This window comes from Dysgonomonas massiliensis, assembly GCF_900240225.1.
In the GTDB taxonomy this organism is placed as follows: domain Bacteria; phylum Bacteroidota; class Bacteroidia; order Bacteroidales; family Dysgonomonadaceae; genus Dysgonomonas; species Dysgonomonas massiliensis.
This window is the reverse complement of record NZ_OEPV01000005.1, coordinates 236,039-261,033: the sequence shown is the minus strand read 5'-3', so window position 1 is coordinate 261,033 and position 24,995 is coordinate 236,039. Positions and strand designations below refer to the sequence as shown.

Sequence of the window (24,995 nt, the reverse complement as noted above, 5' to 3'; positions counted from 1 at the left end):
GTTAAAGAAACTGAAAAAATGTTAGCAAGAGAGACTAACATATAACTCTTTTACGTTCTTTGAAAATCCTTCCTTACCGGTATACTTTTCAAATCCATTGTGGTATACTTTTCATTTATTATATACAGCCGAAAAACGAGCCTTCATGCTGAACAAAGGGAAAACGGATTATATTACTCTCTTTGATATTATCAACAATAACAAAGAAATAACGCCCGAACAATTGCAAAGTTTGTTTAATAATAAACTACCCAAAACTAATTTTGCCCAAACGGCATCTTACCTTTACAAAGTATTACTAGATAATCTATTATCATTGAAAGCTAAAAATGATATAGGTATCGAATTGAACAACGAAATAGGTAAGGCTCAGATCTTATTCGATAAGTCAATGTACGAAGAAGCTCTGAACAAACTGAGCCAAGTAAAAGCTAAGGCTAGTAAGCATGAAAATGTATTTGCCTTTTTATCAGCCGCACGACTGGAACTCAAATATCTGCATGCACTCAATTTCCCGGACATATCGGAGAAAGAGCTTTTGAACAGACATCTACAAATTAATGAATCACTTAAAATAATCAGAAGGATCAACGAGCAATCTGTATTGCACGAGCTCATGACCCATCGAATGCTCTATAGAGAAAATGTGCGCTCATATGAAGATAAAGAAGCTTTGAACGATCTTAACATCAGTGAAATGAGCATTATGGCAGCATCTAATATTGAAAATTTCGAGATAAAAAAGCTCCATCAGCTTTTTCAGTCCTCATACCTTATTCATATTGGAGATTACAAATCTGCTCTAAGATCCTACTATGAGCTGAATGATTTATTTGAAAAAAACTCATCTTTTTGGGCTAATCCTCCAATCTATTACACATCTGTACTGGAAGGAATTCTCCGAAGCCTCAGAAATATCAAAGAGTACAATTCAATGGGTTATTTTATCGATAAAATAAGAATGCTTAAAAAATATCCTTTCAAAGACTATCAGCTCTACTTATCCTACTTGATAGCCATCTATGAACTTTTTCCATTGATTGATTGTGGACGATTCAAAGAAGCTAGTATTCAGATAGAAAACAATTGGGGCGAAGTATTAGATAAAGAACACACATTACCATCTCACAATCGAGCTATTATATCATTATATATCGCTTTGACATGCTTTGGACTTGGCAAATATCGTGAAGCACTACAACGACTAAATCGTTTATTATTCTTAAGCAAAAAAATTACATTTATTCCATTATACAGAACAATACGACTTGTCAAACTTATGATTTTATTCGAGTTGGATGAGTTAGAGGATTACGACTTCGAAGTAAGATCATTCAGAAGAGGCATCTCGAAAATCTCTAAAGCATATAAGGTAGAACATATCATGCTGAATTTCTTAAGCTCAGGTAAATCTCTGATATTAAATAAAGAAAAAGAATGGCCTAAGATACAAATGCAGCTTTCGGAAATTTCGAATGATGTTTACGAAAAACAGATACTAAGGCTATTTGACTTCACTGCATGGATTGAAGCTAAGATGACAAATACGGATCTCAGTTATGTAATACAAGTGCATAGAAAATCAGAACATAAGTCCTATTAATGCTAATTGTTTATCGCTAAACATAATTTACTGATATCTTTTACAGTAAACAGATGATAATCAGCTTTAATAAAACGACAAAAGCATATCAAACAGTTAATATATTTTACCTGAAAAAATAAACTCTAGTAATTTTATTCAAATCCCATAGACAAAAACAATAAAAAGAAACTCTATTTATTGTTATTTTACATTACATTTATTAACACATAAAATTTAAGTCTATGAAAACAAGAAATTTCTTTTCAATAGGAATTATCGCTGTATTTATGCTAGTAGGTTGTAATAATGGGTCTATTGTTGATAAGAGTCTAGTAGAAAAAGAAGGAACTCCGGAATTATTCTCATATGACTACATGGATCTTTTACCATGAAACTGCGGATGCGTGATGGAGCGTTGCTATTGCATAAAGACTAATACTCGTTGTCGTTGTGATATGCCTTGCTCTTCTGAGAAAGACAAAGAACCTCCAATGCCATTCACAAAGGAAAGATACGGTCAGGCTAAAGCAACCTATCGAAATCATGGCAAAAAACAAGAATATAACTTAGATATAGTATTATATCTTAAAAAAAATAACAGAGAAGATATTGATGCAAACTATTTAGTATCTCATGCTCCAGTTCACTTTTACTTCAGCCAACTTCAATAAAATGGCAAATATTGACTACATAGTGTTCACGTTATCTTTATTGCCATCATATCACAGAATAGAAATAAAATGCTGACATATTACATCTAGGTTAATCCTCCAGCAATTATATATAAGCTGTACGAAGACATTCTAAACTTATGAAAGATAAATATTAGAGAATAAAAAAGATCCGCAAAATCACTTCGCAGATCTTTAACACAAACTTTACAAAGCTACATCATTATTATAAATAATGATTAGTATACTATTTTTTTGCATTTATCCCATTGAATTCGGCATAATCAACAGCCCAAAGCAGTATATTGCCAAATAATTTAGAGTTATCAACCGTTTTGTCTCTCAAGAAGTTCGTACGTGCTATTGGCTGATAAGCGCTATTTATAGCGAAAGGACAATAGTCATACATTCCCTGATAAGTTGGTCCGATATAGCGTTGAGCATTCGAGATAAAGCCTCCGTCACCAACAAAAACAAATGGTTTATTCTTGTGGCGGAAGAAACAAGGATTCGTGTCTTTTTTTCGTGTATTATATACTACAATATCACTCATTGGCAACCCTGAGAAGCCATGTAAGAAATAGCCATCGATTCCCCACGTTTTTCCTCTCAAATCTCCGAAAGAGTTATTCAAGATAGGATCATCTTCATATGCTGTACCAGTAGGTAGAGTGAAAAGGAACTCGCTTTGTGCCAATGCTTCATTTGCTCCACTAAGAGTAGCACCAACAATAGCACCAGCCATTTTGTTAATACTTTCAGCACGAGGATAATACTCATTAAACATCAATAATACTCCACCCTTATTTACAAATTCCGATATGGCAGCTATAGCATCATCACTAAAGTTAATAGCTTGCCCTGTTAAGATTATATCTGGTTTAAATTCACTCAACATCGTATTTAGATAAGGCATATTAATACTTTCGCCTGACATACCTCTTCCAGCTGTCATATACTCAATATGGAAAGCATTTCCTCTTGCACTTACATCGCTCTTGTTTGAGTAGTTACCATTATGGCTATAGTCATCTGGCAATTGCTCCATAGTAACTGTACTATTAGGGTCTACACCAAAATTGATACTTGCATCTACAAAAGCACGAGATCCTGAATTTGGTTCTAACATATATCCATATCTATACATGGCATTTGCACCAATAGCTAGGATACGCTTGGTATTATAACCGAAAATGATAGTTGTATTTTCGCAGCTGTTAGGATCAGTTATCGAGTTTGTCGTGATTCTCAATTCGTCAATACGAGTTAAAATGCCATCTGGTGTATCCCTATTTGCTTCCACCCTATCATTCATGTCTTTCGTTGGCGTACCTTTCCCTTGCAATTTGATAGTATAAGTACCATCTGTACTTCGTGGCTGTACGGTACCATTGGCCAATCCTTCCTCTATCGTTCCTTTAAACTCGAAGTAAATACCTTTTCGTGTTTCTGAAACGATTTCAATAATTTCTTTTTCAAATTCATCCTGAGTAATTCCATTCATATGAGGCTTGATCTGAACTTCCAAGAAGTGAGTGTAGTTCAAAGGAATATCTTCTCTATATTTTCCATGAACAATTGTTTTGTTACATAGCAAGTCATATTCAAGATTTGCTGCCCTCTGAGTAACTTTTATTGAAAACTGAAAGTTTTCTAACTGTAAATGCAATATATCTGAACGTTCTAATGCGCGCACTCCATCTGCACCAACATTAGGTTCTGCACCAAACATGATTCTACCTCGATCAACGTTAAGATAAGCACCACTAACACCACCTGAATCACCAAATTCAGTTAAATTTGGACAAATAAAAGCATACTCACCTGGTACTACTTCTTCTCGACTAGGTACTTTAAAATCTACGCTGCCTTCGCTCTCCCATCTATACTTAATATTCTCACTGTTCAATAGTAAGTTGGTAGTAAATGGCACCCTTAACAATGCGAAATTAGCATCAGTAAAAATTCCTTCAGGATCCAATGTTCCATGGGCATCTAATATAACTTCACGACTTTCGATTCCAAAGAAGTAGTTTCCTTGTACGAGGAAATTCATATTTTTTTCCCACCATGGTGTTACAGTAAGTACCAGGTCCATAGGCAGCGAGTGAAGAGCTTTTTCTTCATCAGGAAACCCACTATTGGTAACATTCGTTATATTGAACACATATCTATAGTTTCGCAATATTGAAAAACGTTCTACAGGTTTTACACCCTCATACTTGGCAAAATCAGCACGATAAAAGCTTAGTTTATCTGTATTATCTTTACCATAATATCCTCCGACAACCAAACAAGGTACATCATCCATAGATGGTTTTCCTGTAACTTCGAATGATTCAGGTATATATATTTCTCTGATATATTTATCGGCACCCTCTTGGAGAGAAATCTCGTAGTATAATGGTTTCTCGTCAGCCTCTTTTCTATCGGTTGTCGATGTTTCATCATTAAGATTGTATTTTACATCGCCCGGAATATTAGGCTTAACAACCTCAAGATTTGCATTCATCTTGTCTGATGATGTCGCTACATAACCTTTATTCCTTGTGCGATATACTCTTATATTCTTGATTTTGAAATTTTCCAATCCTTTGACTTCTTCTGTAGGATATCCATCCTCATCGAATATAAAATCAAGTCCTACATCAACGCGAGCCAGTGCCCGATGCATCATAATATTGACATAACGCTCTTTTTTCACTGCAAATGTCGTTACATATTCACCCCACATTGGGATAGGTTTTGAAGAAGTACCGGCTGCATTCCAAACTCCTGCACAATCGAAAGTAAACTGATTCAGTGCATCTGCCTTAAGAGTACCTTCAACTATCGTTTTAGGTGAAGCGTTTGCTAATACGACAAAGCGATACTTCTCGTCATTATGGCTTACTTTAGCTTTGACTGTCAGACGTAATTGTTCTCTCTTCGTGATTGGAGCCTCATAGCTAAAAACTTCACCACTTGGCGTTTCTTCGAAAACCAAAACCTGTAAATTGTCAATATACTTCTCTTCTGTACCACTCATAGATTTCGTCATACTAGACGATGGTAATATTCCCGGAACATTAAGACTGAGATCTACAGAAACCGTTTCCGCTTTTGACGGCTCTCCCTCAATTCGCTCGTCAGAGCAGGCAACGAACAGCATGACTAACGAAAGTAAGCAAGCTCCTGCAATTAGTTTTATATAGGTATATTTATTCATAATATTTGTGTATTATTCTAGATCGTATTATTTTTTCACATCCTTGGCTCTCTATCGTCCCATTGCTGCTTCGCGTTTCGCAAACAAATCTGCAGATCTTTGTACAGCCCATGCCATAATATTACAGAATGCTTGAGAGTTGTACACGTCAGATCTTTCACTCGTACCACCGTAATTAGGCTTAGCTATAGGAAAATATGTTGACGTATTCCACCAAAATGGGCATAAAGTATAACCTGACTCTGGATACGGCTGCCCATTAGTGCCTGCTGACACGAAACCGCCATCACCGAAGTATACTAAACTTACAAGATTAGAACTATTTATATCAGTCTCATACTTAAAACCAGTAGCTCCATTTTTAGCAGAACTAGCACTTGCACTGCGTAAATCTTCGGCATATGAATAAACCATAATATCTGGATTTCCAAACAAGGTAGGTGAAATTACAGCCTTTGAAGGAGCGACATCCTCACCCCATTGTTTATCGCGCAAGTCTCCGAATGGACCATTCAAAATAGGGTCACCCATCAAGCTAAATTGGTATTCGGCCCATTTCTCGTCAGTATCATTCTTATAGACAGAGTGTCCAACAAATGGTCTTATATGGTTACTAACTGAATTAATAGATACTGATGTCGAAAGAATCTCATTCATTATACTAGTAATAGGTGTATTATTCTCTATAAACAACAGCACTACTCCTCCATTCTTCATATAATCAGCAATAACCTTAGCTCCTGCTGCGTTAAGACCATCTAATCCGGTATAACCGACGCACAATATATCTGCTAAGTATTTATTTGTTGTTCCACCTTCTGTAACATCTCCACCAGTTTGTAACCACTTTTGTGCTGTAGCATTTAATGCCCCAAAATAAGTTCCTCCCTGAGCTTGAATAAACTCGAATCCCTCGACCTTTATAATACTATTATCATTTGGTCCAAAGTTATTAGGAGATGTTATTACCTTGTTACTCCCGACGTTAGGCCTAGCTATATCATAACCGTGGTCAGATGTACTACCCATCGTAAGTACTCTCATTTTTGCAATAACTGGTGTAATCGTAGCTTCGCAATATGAACCCGAACTGCTGTTAGATACAATTTTCACAGTAAATGGCGTAGTTCTTGCATCAACAGGAGTTTCTAATTTACCTTCTCCTTCCAGAACTATATTTGCAACTTGCAAATTGCCTGCAGATACATTAAAAGTTCCTTTTGCTTTAAATACAATTCCATTGATAGGTTCAGTTTCAATAACATAATCTGAGCCATTTATGCTTACATCAGCTGCTGTTATACTCAGCTTTATTTGATGTTTAGTCGGATCCAGATCATATCCCGGTCTGTATGTACCTACTACATTTACCGAAGAACAATCTATTGTATATTTAAAATTGATATATTCTTGTTTTATATCCACTTTTATAACAAAAGGGCCGGTTTTGACATACAATATATCTTCAAGTACTGTATTTGTTTCGTTTTTGGTTAGAGCTACAATTTTTATTGATCGGTTACTTGAATCCCATTGGGCTTCAAATCGAGGCGTAGCATTCGGGTCATTCTTTAAACTTTCCCACTCAAACGTGATTGGTTCTGTAGAACTAATCGGATAGTTTGTCTGATATTTCAGATTGAATACGTTACTTGGATCTTCTATTGATGATTTTGGTCCAAACAACAAATCGCGGTTATCCAATCCAAAGTAGTATTTCCCTTGCACATGCATTTCATGAATACTTTCATCCCATACTATCAAATCATATTCAAGTTTATCTTTTGAAGCTTCAGAAGCTAAAGCTTGCTCCGCAGTAGCGAAACCTGGACCTATTACATCCGTTATATTAAAGACATAACGGTTATTCCCTGAAATGGATAACCATCTGTTAGCTGCAGGAAATGCCTCATTGTAATCATCATAAAAGTCTAGTCTATAATATGAAACTTTATCACTTCCGTTATAATATCCACCAATAACAATACAATGCATATTTTTACTGCTCGCAGATGCAGGCCTTTCTGCTTGTGGAACATAAATCTCACGAACATAACTATTTGCACCACGACCTTCGGTGTCATCTTGCACAAGATATTTCAAAGGATTGTCATCACCTCTTCGGCTTACTCCTTCCGGCACAACTCCGACACTCAAATTAGGTTCAACTTGTCTATTACGAGCTACTAAGCCTTTTTCGTAAGTACGGTAAACATTTACTTCTTTTATTTTAAAATTAGATATTCCTGCAGCTTCTTCCAGAAACTTCTTGCCATCCAGCTTGAAATTAAGCCCTACATCTATACGTCCCATAGCCCTAATAAGGTGTACAGGAGTTGGACTGCTTTGTAGCTCCTCTGTCACATCAAATTTAAATAATTCGTGCCACATTGGAATTGGCTTATTTGTATCCCATATATTATTGCCATCATCATTAGAAGGCATTGAGTAAATCACTTTTTTATAAAACTCACTTTTAGTAGTTACTCCTTCTACCAATATGCCTGACGGAACAACACAATTTGCAAATATAGCTAATGTCGCTTTCTCGGACACTGATGTTTTAATAACCTTCGCCGTGAACGTAATTTTTCCTTCTTCTTGTACAACAGTATTTGGTACTATAGGAACTTGATACCAAAAAGTTTCAGTTCCATCTTCTGCTATTTTAAAGGCAAATATTGAAATCTGCTCAGGATCTAATTTACTTTCCATCTCAGGCGTCATAGCCTTGGTCTGAGATTCCCCCACGGTTGGTTCTTTATATTCAGGAACTCGAAGTTCTAATCGTATGTATTTAGCTGTTTCTCCCTTTTCATTATCAATGCCATCATCTATCCCGTCATGCGTACATGACCAGAAGCCCAACATGGCAGCTATAGAGAAGACAAAAAGTAATATTATTTTATTCAGATTATTCATAATGTTCTATTTTGCATGTGTAAGGTCTATTACATTTCTATCTCAATATTATTTATAACCCACCCATTGATTACTAACGTAGCCCATAACCAGGTTCCTTTATTTTCTTGTATATAGACAACAATCGAATATTCATCTTGACGGTCTAGATATTCTTGCAGACTCCATCTTTCGATATTTCCTTCGAATGAAGTTAGCTTTACATATTCAGGAATATTAATTTGCATTATATATTTATCGCTGTCTTTTCTCTTGATTTTCAAATGTGCATTGTTTTTCTCAATCAAGCGCGACAAACTGAATTCAGCTGCAGCAGCATATCTTTCTTCTTCCGATTCTATCGGGTAAATGCCACTTTCATTGCTAACGAGTTTGTTTCCTGTATAATAAGGCAAATAAGTTATCGGCTCGTCTGAAAGAAGTTCGTAGTTATAGTTTATGTGTCCATTACCGACTTTATCAGTAATACTGAAGTCATAATCATCGGCATCTAATGATTCGCCATCTTTCGAAAGAACCACTAGTTTTATTTTATTTGTTACTTTTTTGTAACTTATCGTTACATTCTCACGGCTTAGCTCGCCGCGAGCAGAGAAGTCTGTCAAACCGACCAAAAAGTTATTTTGCTCGTTCTTCGATTCTCCATTCAATTTTTGTATATAATAGGATAGGTCGTCCAGTTTAGAACTTCCTATTGTCATTTTCGGAATTATAAAGTCTGACTCGGCATTTTGCAATGTACTGCTTTTAGCCCATGATACAAGTTTGTAACTGCCCGCAGGGATGTCAGTTATTTCTACTGAAGAATTATTGTCAAATTTACCAGTAACAACTTCCTCTTTTACAAGAACACCATTAGCATCAAATACATAAAGAGTCACCATATCGACTTGGTCACCAAAAGCGTTCGAAGAAAGCATGTTATAACTATAATCAAACCTAATACTTACAGTAGATCCACAATTGTCAATATCCTCGTCAATAGAGCACGAAGAAAATCCGAGCAATGTAATAAACAGCATTAATATTGGGTGATATACTCTTTTATTATATCGATTCATGGTTAGTTCTTTTACTTTTAATTAATCACATCTGTTTTCCTAAGCCTTGATTATTACAGTTCTATAATAGTATTGTGTAATTTGTACGTTTCTAAACTAGACAACATGTATTGTCTACGTCTAATATTTCAAACTTTAAAATCAATATTTAGCTAAAAAATAGCGGAGCACCAGATGCTTAGATTCGGAATACTCCGCTATATTATCTATCAAGTTTTCTAAATTCAGAATTAGAATTCTATATCTATTGTATTAATTACCCAGTCTTTAATTGTCAATTCAACTTGCAAGTAAGCTTCGTCTGGATCAATTACTTCTTCTGGAGTTTTTGAATCTTCAGGAACATCATCACCAAGATTTTTAAGTTTCGTAATGTTCAATTTGTAAATTGAGTTACGGAATGTACTGTAATAATCTTTACCTCCTAGAGTGTAGTTAGTATTAGGGTCTAGGATGAAATAAGTATAATACATTACACCATTTTCGTATACTCTAATATTTTTTGCTCTAAGATCTTTAGCATCTGTTAATGCTGAAATATCATCACCTGCTTTTGCAAAGAACTCATTCAACTTAGCTCTGTCTGTATAAACAACATCGTTGTATACATAGAAAGTGCTTAGATCTGCTCCATCAGCGTCTTGAGCAACAACACGGTAGATAACAGCTGTAGCCTCTCCTCTTTTAGCTGTAGGTTTTAATTCGCTGTTAAATGTTATTACTGGACGGTTTTCTGTCACGTATACTTTTTTAACAAAATCAGTTTCTGCAGTTTTATCAACGATACCGATACCATTTGCAGATTCTTTGTAAGTACCTTCTGCCGGTAATAAGTAGCTTCCGCCTGGAGTTTGAAGAATATTTTCTGCTACTGCAGGTTCAGTAAAGTTAGCTGTTCCCCATGTTTGGATTAAATTCATAGATGAATTTAAGTTCATAGGAACAAAACCTACTACTCTAACACCTTTAACTATAGCTTTTGCACCTTCAGGAAGTTCTGTCAAATCGATACCAGCAGCAGCTGTATTATCTTCAACTTTTGCAGCCAAACGATCCACAGCAATTTTAGCTACTTTTTCTTCTCCTGCATTAACAGTAATATCTATACCTGCATCAAGTGGAGTTTTAGCTATGTCTGACTGAGAGTTAGTCATAAAGAATTTACCTGCTTTGAAACCAGCAGTAATTTCAGCAGCAGTAGCATTGTCAATAACTGTAGCGATGTTATCACCAACAGCAACAGACGAAGCATTGTTTACTAAAGCAAAAACTTTGTGTTGTACACCAGCTTCTACCTCAAATTTTTGAGTAGTAGTTCCAGACTGAATTGCCGGACTAACTAATGCTGTAATTGTACCAGTTGCATCTGTTAAAGCTACTGTTACATCATGAACTTTGTTTTCTTCCGCTGTGCCAACCTCTCTCTCAGGAGTTTCGTGACCTGCAGTTTTAGGAGAGTTCATTGCTTTGTTAACTAGACTAAGTGTCAGATAACCTTTCAATTCACCACCTCCGCCAGTCGTTGGGTTGTCAATATCATCACTACTACAGCCAGTAGCCAACAATCCCAGAGCGATAAGCCCTGATAAAAATAATTTTCTCATACTGTTTAAAATTAAGTTTGTAAAATGTTAATCGTAAAATTTAATGTTATTTATTTTTAATTATATCATTGTGTTATAAGTCATTGTAGTTTAATACTACAACATGAATTCTTAATCAATACGCTTGTGTTTTTTATTATCTTCACGTTTTTTCAATACTTCTTTTAGATTGAGTGCAGCTTCATTAGATCCTTTCTGTTGCGCTTGTTTAAATAAACTTTCAGCCTGATCCAAATCTCCAGTCTTTAAATAATATGTCCCTTTATTATTCAGATTATTCATATTATCGTAAGGGATCTTATCCAAAAATTGTTTAGCTTTATCCAACTCGCCATTTTCTAACAAAGCAGCAAAGGCATTTTGATTAGCTGTTTCTGATGTTGGAAAATTCTGAGGGATGAGGACAGTCATTATATGCATATACTCTTTTCCTCCTTTGGTATAGGTACGTGCTAAATTAAACAATTCAAGTTCAGACAGATTTTTAGCTTCTTTGCCATATATTTGTTTAGATTCTTCAACGTTATAATCTCTTACGGTATAATCAACCTGATATTCAACTCTTCTTAGTGAAGGGAAAATATCTTTCAATACTCTTTGATATGGAACTCCACCCGCTAAAGCTTTCAATCGTTGTTCTTTTTTATCATAAGTATCTCTACTGTCAATGATTGCAAGAATATCATCTTTATATGTATCATTTCCTTGTGCTATAGCTTCTCTAAACCCGATCCAATCTTCAGCTACAGAACTAGTTGTCAGCTGATTATTTGAGAATTTAAATATACTTTCTAAATATTTCTTCAAAGCATCAGTTCTTCTGATAGACAGTTTTTCGTTACCAGCATAACTACCTTCAGGCGAAGCATAACCTGTAATCTTAAGTCCTACTAGTTCTAGGTCTGAATTATTATTTACTTTATTTATATCCTCATTAATCTTTGCCAACTCTGCAGGATTATTACGAAAATCGGCTAGGATAATCGAACTGCCTACAGGGAAATCCAAGAATGCTTTACCTTGGAAGTCACGTTTCTTAATTTTTTCTTTTTCCGGTACAACATAGCTTAGACTTAACTCAGGGATATAAGGCTCTCTTGGACCAGTCAAAAGATCGGTATAGAGTTTATAGTTATGCAAATTCATTTTCTGAGCACAGCCTATAACTTCTTGATTTATTACCAAATTAGAAGCATCCATCCATGACTCATATGGGATAACAACTTCGTAGTCTATAGTTTCTTCTGCTTTCTTTCCAACAGTATATTCTATTTTAGGTTTTACGAAAGCATTTTTATCTTTATCATTCGCTAGACTTAACCAACGGTTATTCAATTTCTTACGAGCCTTACCATATATCAATACCGAAGGTAGTACTTCATTGTTATTCAATGCCAATATTTCGGGAGTCAAACGAATCGAAGCACGGCTATCAATATCTTTATTCGCTATTTGAATAGAAAATTTGACATAAACCTTACCATCTTTCTCTGAGAATTCTTTTCCTTGTACCTGAATGGCTCCCTTACAACAGTCCTCAGCTTGAGCATAAAGCACTGTAGGTAGAGCTGCAAATAATACAACAATATATATTAGTATAGTCTTCATAATCTGGTTATTTTAGAATATAAATAAATGACAATCCTAGTTTTGTAGGACCAAAATAATGTTCTCCGCGACTATCAATATGCTTCCCGCATTTGCGTCCGACATACTTATCTCTATCGAAGTATATATAGCCAATACCCATAGTAGCCTCTATACTCCAGCGCGATGATAGTACCCAATGGTAGCCATAACTTATTCCTGCACCATAGCCATCACCCTGATAGCGATATTTCTCGAGATTATCGAATAAACCGAGAGGCGCATTCACATTCGCAACATTATAATGCATATATATTCCGTGCAGACCAAAGAAGTGTCCATAGAATGGTTCACACAGCCAATATCTGATTTCGGGCTGAACCATAAAATGTTTCAGTTTTTTCTTATCCGAGAATGTCCAGGGATTATAATTCGCCGATATATCTAAGGTGTACTTAGATGATAATTTGAATTCGACTCCTAAATTAAATGTAGTAGTAGCATCATACAACAGATTTGTTTTTAATGCAATTTTGGGTGTTGAAGGCACTACACCAGTGTATAAACTTTGCCTTTTCTGAGCACTCAAGTTAATGGTGACCAGAAGCGAAATCAGAATAAAAGCAAAAGCTTTTAGTATTGACAGTTGAAATTTCATAATACCTTATATGTTTATGTATTTTGTTTGTTGTGTACTAAAAAATCCTCTCTTTTTTTATTATCTCAAACCTTTATTGTTTTTGTAAAATGTGCCAGAATTTATTATATAAGTTCATGTCGTTATTTTGTGTTGCAATAAAAATTTCACAAAGTTTGGTCAAGTATAAATATTATATTCGGATAAAATTTATTTTGCAAAATTGCAGAATGAAGCATAGATTACCATTCTTTTTTTGCAAAAAAAGGTATCGTCTACGCAAAACACAAGGAACAAGAGATGGTGTCACAAACCCATATCAACCTGCACAACAATAGATTAAAACACAAAACACAGTTACGAACTTTATCTCACACAAAAAATACCAATAAAAAAACAAGAGAAAGTTGCAATTTGCAAAACAAGAATTTCATATTGTTTGAAAACAATTTTTAGACATTTTTTTTTATTTAGGTAATAACTTATACCTTTATATAATATTATAAAAAGATGTAAATTTAAATTTATCAAAAAAATCATTTACAGTAAACATCCTTAGACAATCATATATAATAGTATAGTAAACAAATAGGTCCATGCATACATTTTCGACAACTAAACACATAAAAGAACATATATTCAATAAGCTTTTTTTCGTCATATCTATTTGTTTTTTTCTGGCAGGAAATACAACTGCCCTTTTTGCCCAAAAAGAGCCCGATATAAAAAGAATATTAGATTCAGTAGAAAAGAACAAAGGGATAAAAAAATTAGAGGTACTCACCGAGTACATTAATAATTATCCCAACCAAGTTGTTTTAATTAATAAATTAGAAACCGAAGCAAAGAAACAATCAGAGCACCTCTACTTAGCTTGCACGTATAAATATAAAGCTCGTCTACATTCTAGAAGGACCAATGACAATGACTCCACTGAATTCTATATAGATCTAATCTCAGATGAACTAATACATTTTGAAAAAGAGGCTAAAGGTTCTCTTAAAAAAGAAACCAAGGAATTATACTATTCTATAAAAAAAGACTTAATTGCCAGAAAGGTGAGTTTGTATCTCAGTAAAAACCAATATATTCTTGCCCAAAATACAATTAGAGAAATACTAGAAGAGGGCAAGATAGGAGATATAGAACCATTTCAATCTCAGATATACTATCTATTAGGTATGACATACCTAATTACGGGGAATGCCGAAGCCGCTTTAGAGAACTTATATATAGCTGAGTATTTTCTAGAACAATCTATTCAGGAAGAAAGCCAGCCTTTCCCTTATTATGATATTTCAGAGGGAATAATCAATGCTAATCAAGAATTAAAAAGGTTTGATGAAGCTATTGAACTATCAAATAAACTTTTGGATAGAATTAATAAAGATTTTAATGAGAAGTTTAAAGAAAATCAAGAAAATCAATATATCTACAATTTATTGCGACTAAGAATGAATTGTACTGCCTCGTTTTTATATACAAAAGTTAAGAACAAAGAAAAAGCACGAGAATATCTAGCCGAGGCTCAAAAACTTATTAATGAATTCCCAGAATCTTCAATATATACAGAGCTGTTCTATCAATGTCAAGCTGAGTATTATCTCTTGATAGAAGATTACAAGAAAGCAAGACAAAATATATCTGTTCTTACAGACAAGTATAATGCTGACGAAAGCTTACACAACTCAAGCAATTATATCAGAGTACATTTAACCTTGGCAAACATTTTAAATGCTGAAGGGAGCAAGGATGAAGCCTACAAATTATTATCAGATTTGTATCTAGCCAATGACTCTATCAACAATGCTAAACTTGCTTCGGAAATGCTACAGATGCAGGTTCAATACAATGTAGATAAGATGAAAAGAGAAGCTCAAGAAAATAAAGTAAAGCTCAACAATCTATATCTTATGGTACTGACCTTAGTCATTGTAGCCATCGCTTTGATAGGAATGCTCTACTTCAAAAGAAAGAACGAGCAATTATTGAAACAAAAAAACAGACAGCTATACAATAAATATCTTGAAATAGAAAAGTATAGCAAGAAAATTTTAGAGCTAGAATCTGAACAAAGAAAACTTACAGTCGAAGATAGTTGTCCTGCAAATGGAAATGATCCAATGGATATCATCATGGATAGATTAGATTCATACCTCTGGGAGTCTGGCGATTATAAAAACCCATCTATAAAAAGAGAAGAAGTTGCACTACAAATCGGAACAAATAGACAATATTTGATTGATGCTATTAAGACTAAAAGAGGAAAGACTTTCAATGAATACATTAATACTTTTCGTATTAAATATGCTTATGATATAATTATTGCTGAGAGAGATAAACCTATCTCTGAAATATATCTCGAGGCAGGATTCCTAACAAAGGGAACATTCAATCGCGCATTCAAAATGGCATACGAAATGACTCCGAGCGAGTTGAGAAATGCTATCAAATAAAGTTTGAGTTTATAATTGTCAGGTTAATATTTGAATAATTAAGGATAGATAATACTCAACGTAGTGCGTATTTTTGCAACATTCTAAGCGGATAAGCAATTTATAATCAACAAATACGCCCTTGCTCATTAAAGGCTTATTTGCAAATTATATCAATACTAATAATTAGTTTTAAAAAAGTTGTGATGAAAAATCCATCAGATAAATACGCCAATTAGCCCAAGCATGTCCACCATCGGTTTTCTTATATTCAAGTTCCTGATATGCTAATGCACTATTATTCATGCCTAGCATAAATATTCCGGTAAAAAAAAGACTTATCTTGGAATTACAAATAGATATCAATTGGGCAAATAATATTATCAGAACAAAATGATTTACTATAAAATAAATCAATAAAATTTAAACAGATTATTAAGTGATCTGAAAAAGGAATTCTTCAAAAGAAAAACAAATAAAACGAGGGCTCAAACTTTTATAGTTTGAGCCCTTCAATAAAGTACTATCTCAATATTATGATACCAATTACTCTGGACATCTTACATGATCCATGAATTTTATGTCAGTAGCCGCATTTGCATCATAACCATTTCCTGTTTCATCTCTTACAACTCTACCCTCTGCACCATTGAATTTCCAGTATGCCACTAGTCCTGGTGTTGTTGGATCAACGAAGCACATATTATTCTTTAATTCGGCAGGAGACAAAGCCTTTTTCCATACACGCATTTCACTCACAGCTCCATCAAGACCTCTACCGTTAGCCGAACGTCCAATCATAAACATTGGGTCTCCATATACTTTTGTTAAATCTATACTCGTAGCTTCGGTATGTACTCCTGATGATTCCAGCTCACCATCCTTATACAATCTCACATTCCCTCCTTCAAAAACGGCTGCAATATGATGCCATGTTCCTGTCGAGAATTCACTCTTACTAGCAAGACCCGGTTTAGCTATTTGTAACTGATTATTTTGTATCCCTGTATCACCAAATCTAAGTAAGAAATTTTCCTCCAGTCCCATAACGCTACTAATGAAAGGATTTCTATCTTGGAATTTGTTGACAAATACACGTGTCTCATAAGTTACTGCCGGAAGAGCTGTTAAACTAGCATCTTGGTTTTTCGAGAAGTCTACTTGCAAATAGTTGCCAGTCAATACAGTCGCTTGAGTAATTATCGTCATATTGATTACAAAATAAACTGTAGAAGATGGAGTTAATATACTCATCCCTTGGTTATTGTTAACAACGCTAACAGGTAGTACATAAGTTATACCTTCCTCAAATCTACTAAGATCAATAATAGAAAGCTTCATCTGAGTTGACACATTAGATCCAGCTTTTATTAAAACCTGATTATCCTTCAGCGCAAGTATTTCTTTGTCTTCTTCATCTGGAGCGGGAATAGGTTTTGATATTGTATAAGATCCAGCCGGTAATAGCTTATAATTTTTCTCAAATTTCTGATTATAAGAATCAACTAAAGAAGTATCTTCTTTAATATCAATTACCATACTTGAAGCTAATTTATCAGATGATGTGACAGTCAAAGCTGTTTCAGAAACAGATTGATCCGGATCTACTGTGAACAATCTCGTTACAGTATTTTGTGCCCCTGTCATATATATAACATCTCGGTAATCCTCACTTTCTTTACATGCAAACAAGAAAAGAGTACAGAGACTTACAATCATTAAATTTTTAAGTTTCATATTCAATTTAGTTAAGATTTAACGTTTATTTCTTAGCTGGATTCATTATTTGGATAGCTTGTCTCAGATATTTATAATCTGGAGTATGTTTATACTCGTTCTCCATATGATAAGTTCCAGCCCCTCCTTTTCTTTTAAGTTCTCCATCGATTGTAGGATTGAAACGCGCCATCGCCTCCAGAGATGGTATGTATAATACTTCGCCTTCAGGTGTTGTATGAGATGCATTTGGTCGGCCTCCTGTTTTCCAATGCTTCTCAAAATCTTCAGTAAATATATATTTTTCGGCAGTCCATCCTTTTGCGTATGCACTATTAAATCTATTCTGCAAATCTCTATCTCCATAAGAATCGTATGCTTGAACAATTCCATAATCGAAACATTCGACTATATCTGCATGAACCGCATAAGGAACACCATCAATCAACAATAATTTATCTGTACCTGATTTTGGTCCAAAATACTGACTTAGGGCCAGCACAAAATCCCTCATCAACTCATTGTTGTGACCTACAAGAGGTCCTACGCCTCCGAATCCCGGCTCATAGTCCAAATCTATACCATCGTAATTATACTTATACATTGTATCTGCCAAAGCTTTGGCATACTCTTGTACTCCTTCTGTTGTTGCTTCGAATGGTTCCGGAACCTCATGTGCAAAAATAGTATAAGTAACACGGGTACCTAAAACGTTTTGAACGTATGCAAGATCTGCTTTTTGAGAATCGGAAATATCCCAATATTTCCCCCAGATAGATACAATATCTACACTGTCTGGTATCGAAGACAATCGTGGTCCCATAGAAGGGGAATCGGCACTCCAACCGCCAAACCAGCCAAAGGCAACTTGATGATCCGATTTTTTGTATTCTCGTAAATTTTCATAGTATTTCTCTCCTTTATTAGGAAGAGCATCAACTATTTTATTTTCAGGGTCAACCTCATCCATGCATGAGAACATAGAAAAAGATAAAAGACTGAATAGTAGTATATAAATTATTTTTTTCATGTCGTTATTGTTATTTTGCATCCCACCATAATTTAGTTCCACCAGTATCAGGACCTCCCAAGAGTCCAACAGCCTTATCGACCTCTTCTCGGTTTTTGTTGTACTCTTCTTGAGGGAAAACTATTCTCCTGATCTGTATCTGAGTATCAATATTACCATTACTGTTATTTTTCACTACAGGAAATAATTTAGGATATCCTGTACGTCTAAATTCGGTCCAGGCTTCTTGCCCTTCGGGGAACATTGCAATCCATTTTTGTGTAATTATTCTTTCCAGATTTGTTTCAAAATTGCTGCTACTCTTCCAAGCAATAGTTATTGAAGAATATGCATTAATGTTATTATAGCTCACTTTGTCAACAAATCTTGCTGGTATATCCGTCGAATTTTGGATATATCCATCTACACCACTGGCTCCATGTTGAGCAAATGATGCACGGATACCTTCTTCGTAAAAATCCTGCGCTGTACCTCCCATGTTCCATCCTCGCAAAGCACCTTCAGCCAATAAGAAGTATGCTTCGGCTGGTGACATCCATAAAACAGGAGTGTTTTTTTGAATATTAGGAGCAGATAATTTCACATAAGGAGCTTTATCATTTATCACAAGACCATTTCTTGCTCCATTATAGCCACCATAGCTAGAGGTCTGGAAATAATAAGAAAGTCTTGGATCGTTGTATCCATTAAGATAAGAATCCATTGATGCACCCATACGTGTATCTGCATATGAATTCCAAACAGTCTCAAGAGGGTGGTAAACAATATGTCCTCCATATGATTTCAGCTGAGCAATATCAGTTGGGTCTGACAACAAACCATATTTCTGATTTGCTGCTTCTTCCGCGTGTTTCTTTGCCAATTCAGGCTCTACATAACATATACGCATTGCCAGTCTTAATCGAAGAGTATTTCCTAACTTTAACCATTTATGAATATCTCCGCCATATATCATGTCAAACTTATCTAATATCTTGGTCGTAGCAGGATCTGCATCAAGATACTCAGCCAAATTAGTTGTAGCTTCCTTCAGTTCGTCCAAGAATGATTTATATATCGTTTCTTGACTATCATATGGAGTTGTCAATCCACCTTTTCCGAATTCAGTATAAGGAATTGGCCCATAATTATCAGTTAAGCGGTGCATTCCCATTATTTTAACGATGGTAGACATAGCTTTTACAATATCTGCAGCGGCATAACTATCCATTTCTTCGATAGTTTTGTTGATATTGAAATATGGCCCCATGACTTTACCATAGCCATTGGTGAATCCCACATCATTCCATTTATCAAAATATAGATTGTATGTTCCATTATGACTAGATGAATTCCAGGTACCAATATGAGCCATGTAACCTGAGAAAATATCTCCAGTCAGATTTTGTGCACGTTGGTAGTCGTTTGCGTCTACATCTGACGTTGGAATAACATCTTTAAGCATTGTATTAAAGAATCCTCCGACACGAAGATTATCTTTATCCATATCATCATCTGTTGCAGCGTGCTCATTAATATTATCTTCGAGACACGAAACAAACGAACTAGATATAGCTATAGAAAAAAATGCAATAAAGAGCAATTTTGAAATTGTATATATGTTTTTTTTCATTTTGTTTCTTCTTTAAAATTGAACTTTAACTCCAAATCCTATATTACGTAGACTTGGTTGCATGAAATAGTCTAATCCTTGGAAATAAGTTCCTGTTGAAGCTGTTAGTTCAGGATCATATGGCGCTTTGTTATAGAACATAAATAGATTTCTACCGATAAGCGACACAGAAAGCGAACTAATTTTATTGTTAAATAATTTACCCGGGAAAGTATAACTAAGAGAAGCTTCTCGAAGTCTTACATTGGTCATGCTATAAACATATTCGGATAATATACCTGTTGTACCTCCTGATACTACTGAGTAATAGGCTTCAGCATCCATTAATTGTCCGTTGACCAATACTCCTCCGTTATCACGCGCTACAGCAGAAGCTTTAGATACTCCATATCTATCAAGCAATGCTTGCGTTGCCGAAACTCCAACTCCGCCAATACGTGCATCAATCAGGAAGCTAAAGTCGAATCCTTTATAAGAAACAGTATTGCTCCATCCAAAGTTGAAACGAGGAGCTACGGAACCGGCTTTAACCCAATTATTTGGATCTGCACTGATAGTTCCGGTAGAAGGATCAACTTTTATATTGCCTTTCGAGTCTTTCGATAAAGTTGACACATAAATATCTCCTAAAGTACCACCTTCAGTCAAACGCATTCTATATGTTCCTGTTGAACTCATATCAATACCATCTTTGGCTACAATTGGTGTTCCTGTTGTAGGGTCTATCGTCCCTTCCGGAATGAGAGTTTTTATCTTATTTCGGTTCATAGTGAAATTCAAATTAGTAGAAAATCCTACTTCTCCGAAAGTATCATTGTAACCGAATGAAGCCTCAATACCCCAATTGTTTACTTTACCTGCATTCACATAATATTCTGTGAACAAAGAGCTTGGTGCTGCATCGAATCGGAATAACTGATTGTATGTATCTGTATTGTAGTATGTAACATCCAGATTAAATCTGTTGTCCCAGAATTTCATGTTAGTTCCAACTTCATATGCTTTAGTTCTCTCTGCTTTTAGATTTGAGAAAGGCATTGCCGATTGAGTACTCAAGTTTCCATTATCTAAATCATAAGCAGCTCTCGTAATAAAACGTGGAGGAGGGTTACCTACTTCCGAGTATGAGAATCTCATTTTCAGGAATGAAATTTGAGATTTCGATATATCAAACATATCACTAATTATCCCTGACACACCTACAGATGGATAAAATACACTTGTACTCTTAGTTCCTTTCAAAGCTGAAGACCAATCGTTTCTTGCTGTCAGATCTAGGAATACAAGACTCTTCCATCCCAATTGCGCAGTAGCAAAGACAGCTTGAGTATTATCTCTGAAACCAGTCTGAACTACCTTAGATTGAGGATCATCCTTGTTGATATTGTTTTGTGTAAAACGATTAGGAACCATTAGAAGGTGTCCTTCGTAGCTATTCAGTTGCTGATCGTAATGGAAATAACTTGTACCTATTGCTCCTGTAAGACTGAAGTCTCCAAAACGTTTATCTACACTAGCCAAGAAATCCATATATAATTGTTTATCAGACATTCTCTGGTTCATATAGTTTCCGGTTTCTGAAGCAAATAATTTATCTGATGAAGCATATATTTTACGCTCAAACGTATTTTCCATATTATCCATTCTCACACGGCCACTAAGGTTTAACCATTCTAATGGCTTGTAATTTAGTGCAGCAAACATTATATAACGATTTCTTTCGTTTTCGAAAAATTTTCTGTTTGTAGTCCAATATGGATTTTCAATACCTAAACCTTGATTTCCATATTTTGAAGGCCAGTTTTGGGTTTTGAAATTTCGAGCTGGATCAAATGTTTCATATATTTTATAGTTTGCAATATCATCTCCTCTAGGAAATAAATAGATAGGTAACAGTGGATTGTGATATTGACCTTGAGTCATCATGTTTCTGTTATCTTCATTGATATAAGAGAATGAGAAGTCAAATTCTAATTTATCCTTGATAACATCAGCTGTATTTCGTACAGTCATATTATAACGATTCAGCTTATTATTCGGAATAATACCTCTTGAATTTGTTGCTGCAACCGAAACGTATGTTTTGTTTCTTTCGCCACCAAAAGATGCTGCTAATGAGTTGGTTTCTACATAACCTGTCTGGAAGAAATCTTTAGGATCATATGATGCCATATCAGATGACTTTTTAGGTCCCCAACTTTGAAAGCTTTGATCTCTGGATCCATATGTATCTTGAAACTCAGGCATTACAAACGGCTTCAAGAAAATTGAGTTGTTTGAATAATTAATCTTTAGGCCTTGCTCACCTTTCTTAGTAGTAATCAAAATCACACCATTAGCACCCTGACTCCCATATAGAGCGGCAGCAGCAGGACCACTTAGAACTGATAAGCTTTCGATATCATCAGGGTTTATATTTGCAAATGCATCACGGTCTCCACCGTCAGGAGATTCAAATACATTTTCAGGTTGTTCGCCTCTCACGTCATACAACGGAATACCATCTACAACATACAAAGCATTATTATTACCCATTATAGATTTAGTACCGCGCATAACGACTCTAGCCGATCCTCCAATACCTGATGCACTTTGATTAATTTGTATACCGGCAACTTTACCAGCTAAGCTGTTGATGAAGTTAGCATCTTTCACTACAGTTAGGTCTTCGCCTTTTAATTCTTGAACATTGTACGTCAATACCTTAGATTCTCTCTTGATACCTAAAGCTGTAACTACAACATCGCTCAATGCAACGTCACTTTCTTCCATAGTAACATTAATCACATCACTTGTTCCTACTTTGATTTCTTGGGATTTAAATCCGACGTAAGTAAACTCTAATGTTTCTCCTTCCTGCGCTGATATAGAATATTTCCCATCTAAATCGGTCGTAGTACCTCTCGAAGGGTTTCCTTTCACAACAACAGTAACACCGATCAATAATTCTCCGTGTTTATCTATTACTGTTCCGGTAACCAATTTAGAAACAACTTGATCTACATTGTTTGATGCTTTTTTGTTAGTCAACAAAATATGACTCCCTTGTAGGGCATAGCTTATACCAGTATTGCTCAACAGCCTATTCAACACTGACGAAGTAGCTTCGTTTTGTGACGTTACTGATACTTTTTGTCCGGCATTTACTTGATCATTATATATGAATAAGTAATTCGTTTGTTTTTCAATCTCGGATAATACTTCCTCAAGCTTTACATCTCTCTTATTCAGAGACACTTTCTCACTTTGGGAGTATGAATTTGTTGCACTAAGAGTGAATATTGCAACGAAGAGAAATAAATTTAATAATTTCATAATCCTAAAAAAATGTTTAAGATTCTTATTTTTTAGCTGGATATTATCGCTAAAAATTCTATTTTTCATAGATTTACAGATTTTGTTATTAATACGATTCCAATTGTATTGATTAATTCTTAAGGTTAGGAATGTTGCAGCATTTCTAACCTTTTTATTTTTCATGGTAAATTTATATCATAGGCTATTTTTTAAAGGTTAATATAATTCAATTTATCTACTAGATTTAACGTGTATTATTCGATTTTCATAGTCAATTTTATAATCTATTTTTTTGTATAGAGACAAAACATCTAGAGCATACTGTATTCCGTCCGAAATGCGGAATTTACCTGTATACATTTGATCCCCGACATTAGCATCTTTTAATTCGATATCTATATCATAGGTCTTTTCAAGAATAGTCATAATCTCTTTAAACTTTTTATTTCGGAAGCTTACAAGGCCGTTTCTCCACTCATATGGATTTTGGTCTTCTACCGTAGTAATAGAAAAATCACCTTCCGATACTGTAGCTTTTTGATTCGGTATAAGTATTACCTTTCGAGAGAGGTCTGTTGACAGACTCACTTCAACCGATCCTTCTAATAACATTGTTTCAAAAATATTATCGTCAGACAAGGATATAACATCAAATGCAGTTCCCAATGCTTTGACAGAGCCCTCTTGAGTATTCACAATGAATGGAACATCTTTATTTTTTGCGACATCAAAATAAGCCTGACCTTCTAAGTACACATTACGCTGTTCTGTATTGAAAGCTACAGGATACGTCAGGGTTGACTTTGAATTGACCCAAACGCTTGTACCATCAGGTAAAACAACATTTATTCTTTGCCCTGCAGGAACTTTAATAGTTTGCATTGCAAGTTCGTTTGGATTTATCTTATTATTATTGAACAACATCCAACTAGCTAATATTGTGATTAAGACTACGGATGCTATTTTCAAAAACTCTTTAGCGAATGAATTCATAGAGAATCTTCTGACTGGTTGTTCATCTATTGTAACTTCCGAAACAACAGTCAGCGGATTATGTATATTCAACTGTATAGTGTCATATATTTTTCGCTCGGATATTAATTCTTGCAGATTTTCGTCAGATTGTTCAGTCCAACTTTTAATCTTCAAGATTTCTTCATTGCTTGCCTTTCCTGCAAAAAACTTATGTAAAAGCTCTGTATTCACGATTGTATATAAATAAATGTAATAGGCATTAAACCTAAATATTTCTTCCTTTTATTATAATAACGGATATACAGAGGCAATACCCTAGTAACTTTTATTAAAAAAAGAGATTATTTAACTAATTATTGTTTATTATACTATCATCTATAGAATAACAAACCTAATCCCCACACAGAAAAAATGTCACAACGACTAATACTAGTAATACTGGACTTTATACAGCAAATAGCTTATTGTAGATTTTAACACATAAAAATCAAGAACTATTCACAACACAAATTTATTTAAACGCTTTACCAATAAGAAAAAACGCATCCATATTGTACAAAATACAATATAACCTAATTGTAATACACATGAAATATAAAATACTCTATTCCAATTAATTAACAGAATTAATAAGCAAAATAATTTGCAATAGAAT

General features: G+C 34.8%; 15 protein-coding genes. 3 read left to right on the top strand and 12 right to left on the bottom strand.

Features of this window, described 5'->3' with window-relative positions:
- Positions 1-145 precede the first annotated feature (145 nt).
- Together C1A06_RS06940 and C1A06_RS06935 are read left to right on the top strand one after the other, a co-directional pair.
- Complete coding sequence (locus C1A06_RS06940) at positions 146-1,603, top strand: hypothetical protein (RefSeq protein WP_101689519.1); 1,458 nt, start codon at positions 146-148, stop codon at positions 1,601-1,603.
- A 389-nt stretch (positions 1,604-1,992) separates the two neighbouring features.
- Positions 1,993-2,256: a hypothetical protein gene (locus tag C1A06_RS06935; RefSeq protein WP_145996358.1), complete on the top strand. Its 264-nt coding sequence runs from the start codon at positions 1,993-1,995 to the stop codon at positions 2,254-2,256.
- A 247-nt stretch (positions 2,257-2,503) separates the two neighbouring features.
- Here C1A06_RS06935 and C1A06_RS06930 read toward each other — a convergent pair whose 3' ends face one another.
- From C1A06_RS06930 to C1A06_RS06905, 6 genes are all read right to left on the bottom strand, one after another.
- Positions 2,504-5,464: a fimbrial protein gene (locus C1A06_RS06930; RefSeq protein WP_101689517.1), complete on the bottom strand. Its 2,961-nt coding sequence runs from the start codon at positions 5,462-5,464 to the stop codon at positions 2,504-2,506.
- A 51-nt stretch (positions 5,465-5,515) separates the two neighbouring features.
- Positions 5,516-8,386, bottom strand: a complete 2,871-nt coding sequence (locus tag C1A06_RS06925; protein ID WP_145996357.1) for a hypothetical protein — start codon at positions 8,384-8,386, stop codon at positions 5,516-5,518.
- Positions 8,387-8,415: 29 nt separating this feature from the next.
- On the bottom strand, positions 8,416-9,447 hold the full coding sequence (locus tag C1A06_RS06920; protein ID WP_101689515.1) for a FimB/Mfa2 family fimbrial subunit: 1,032 nt from the start codon (positions 9,445-9,447) through the stop codon (positions 8,416-8,418).
- Positions 9,448-9,677: 230 nt separating this feature from the next.
- Complete coding sequence (locus C1A06_RS06915; protein WP_101689514.1) at positions 9,678-11,051, bottom strand: Mfa1 family fimbria major subunit; 1,374 nt, start codon at positions 11,049-11,051, stop codon at positions 9,678-9,680.
- A gap of 111 nt (positions 11,052-11,162) precedes the next feature.
- Positions 11,163-12,659: a DUF3868 domain-containing protein gene (locus C1A06_RS06910; protein WP_101689513.1), complete on the bottom strand. Its 1,497-nt coding sequence runs from the start codon at positions 12,657-12,659 to the stop codon at positions 11,163-11,165.
- A 7-nt stretch (positions 12,660-12,666) separates the two neighbouring features.
- Complete coding sequence (locus C1A06_RS06905) at positions 12,667-13,296, bottom strand: DUF3575 domain-containing protein (protein ID WP_101689512.1); 630 nt, start codon at positions 13,294-13,296, stop codon at positions 12,667-12,669.
- Between the two features lie 575 nt (positions 13,297-13,871).
- Between C1A06_RS06905 and C1A06_RS06900 the strand changes: the two genes are divergently transcribed.
- Positions 13,872-15,731: a helix-turn-helix domain-containing protein gene (locus C1A06_RS06900; protein ID WP_101689511.1), complete on the top strand. Its 1,860-nt coding sequence runs from the start codon at positions 13,872-13,874 to the stop codon at positions 15,729-15,731.
- Between the two features lie 171 nt (positions 15,732-15,902).
- On the opposite strand, the gene C1A06_RS15290 is transcribed toward C1A06_RS06900, so the two are convergent.
- The 6 genes from C1A06_RS15290 to C1A06_RS06875 form a co-directional block, all read right to left on the bottom strand.
- Positions 15,903-16,025: a hypothetical protein gene (locus C1A06_RS15290; protein ID WP_281253934.1), complete on the bottom strand. Its 123-nt coding sequence runs from the start codon at positions 16,023-16,025 to the stop codon at positions 15,903-15,905.
- 231 nt (positions 16,026-16,256) lie between these two features.
- On the bottom strand, positions 16,257-17,447 hold the full coding sequence (locus C1A06_RS06895) for a DUF1735 and LamG domain-containing protein (protein ID WP_101689510.1): 1,191 nt from the start codon (positions 17,445-17,447) through the stop codon (positions 16,257-16,259).
- A 25-nt stretch (positions 17,448-17,472) separates the two neighbouring features.
- Positions 17,473-18,456, bottom strand: a complete 984-nt coding sequence (locus tag C1A06_RS06890; protein ID WP_101689532.1) for a glycoside hydrolase family 18 — start codon at positions 18,454-18,456, stop codon at positions 17,473-17,475.
- Between the two features lie 10 nt (positions 18,457-18,466).
- Positions 18,467-20,068 (bottom strand): RagB/SusD family nutrient uptake outer membrane protein, encoded by a 1,602-nt coding sequence (locus C1A06_RS06885; RefSeq protein ID WP_101689509.1) that lies wholly within the window; start codon positions 20,066-20,068, stop codon positions 18,467-18,469.
- 12 nt (positions 20,069-20,080) lie between these two features.
- On the bottom strand, positions 20,081-23,383 hold the full coding sequence (locus C1A06_RS06880; RefSeq protein WP_101689531.1) for a SusC/RagA family TonB-linked outer membrane protein: 3,303 nt from the start codon (positions 23,381-23,383) through the stop codon (positions 20,081-20,083).
- A gap of 213 nt (positions 23,384-23,596) precedes the next feature.
- A complete protein-coding gene (locus C1A06_RS06875; RefSeq protein ID WP_101689508.1) occupies positions 23,597-24,571 on the bottom strand; it encodes a FecR family protein in 975 nt (324 codons plus the stop codon).
- Positions 24,572-24,995: the final 424 nt, after the last annotated feature.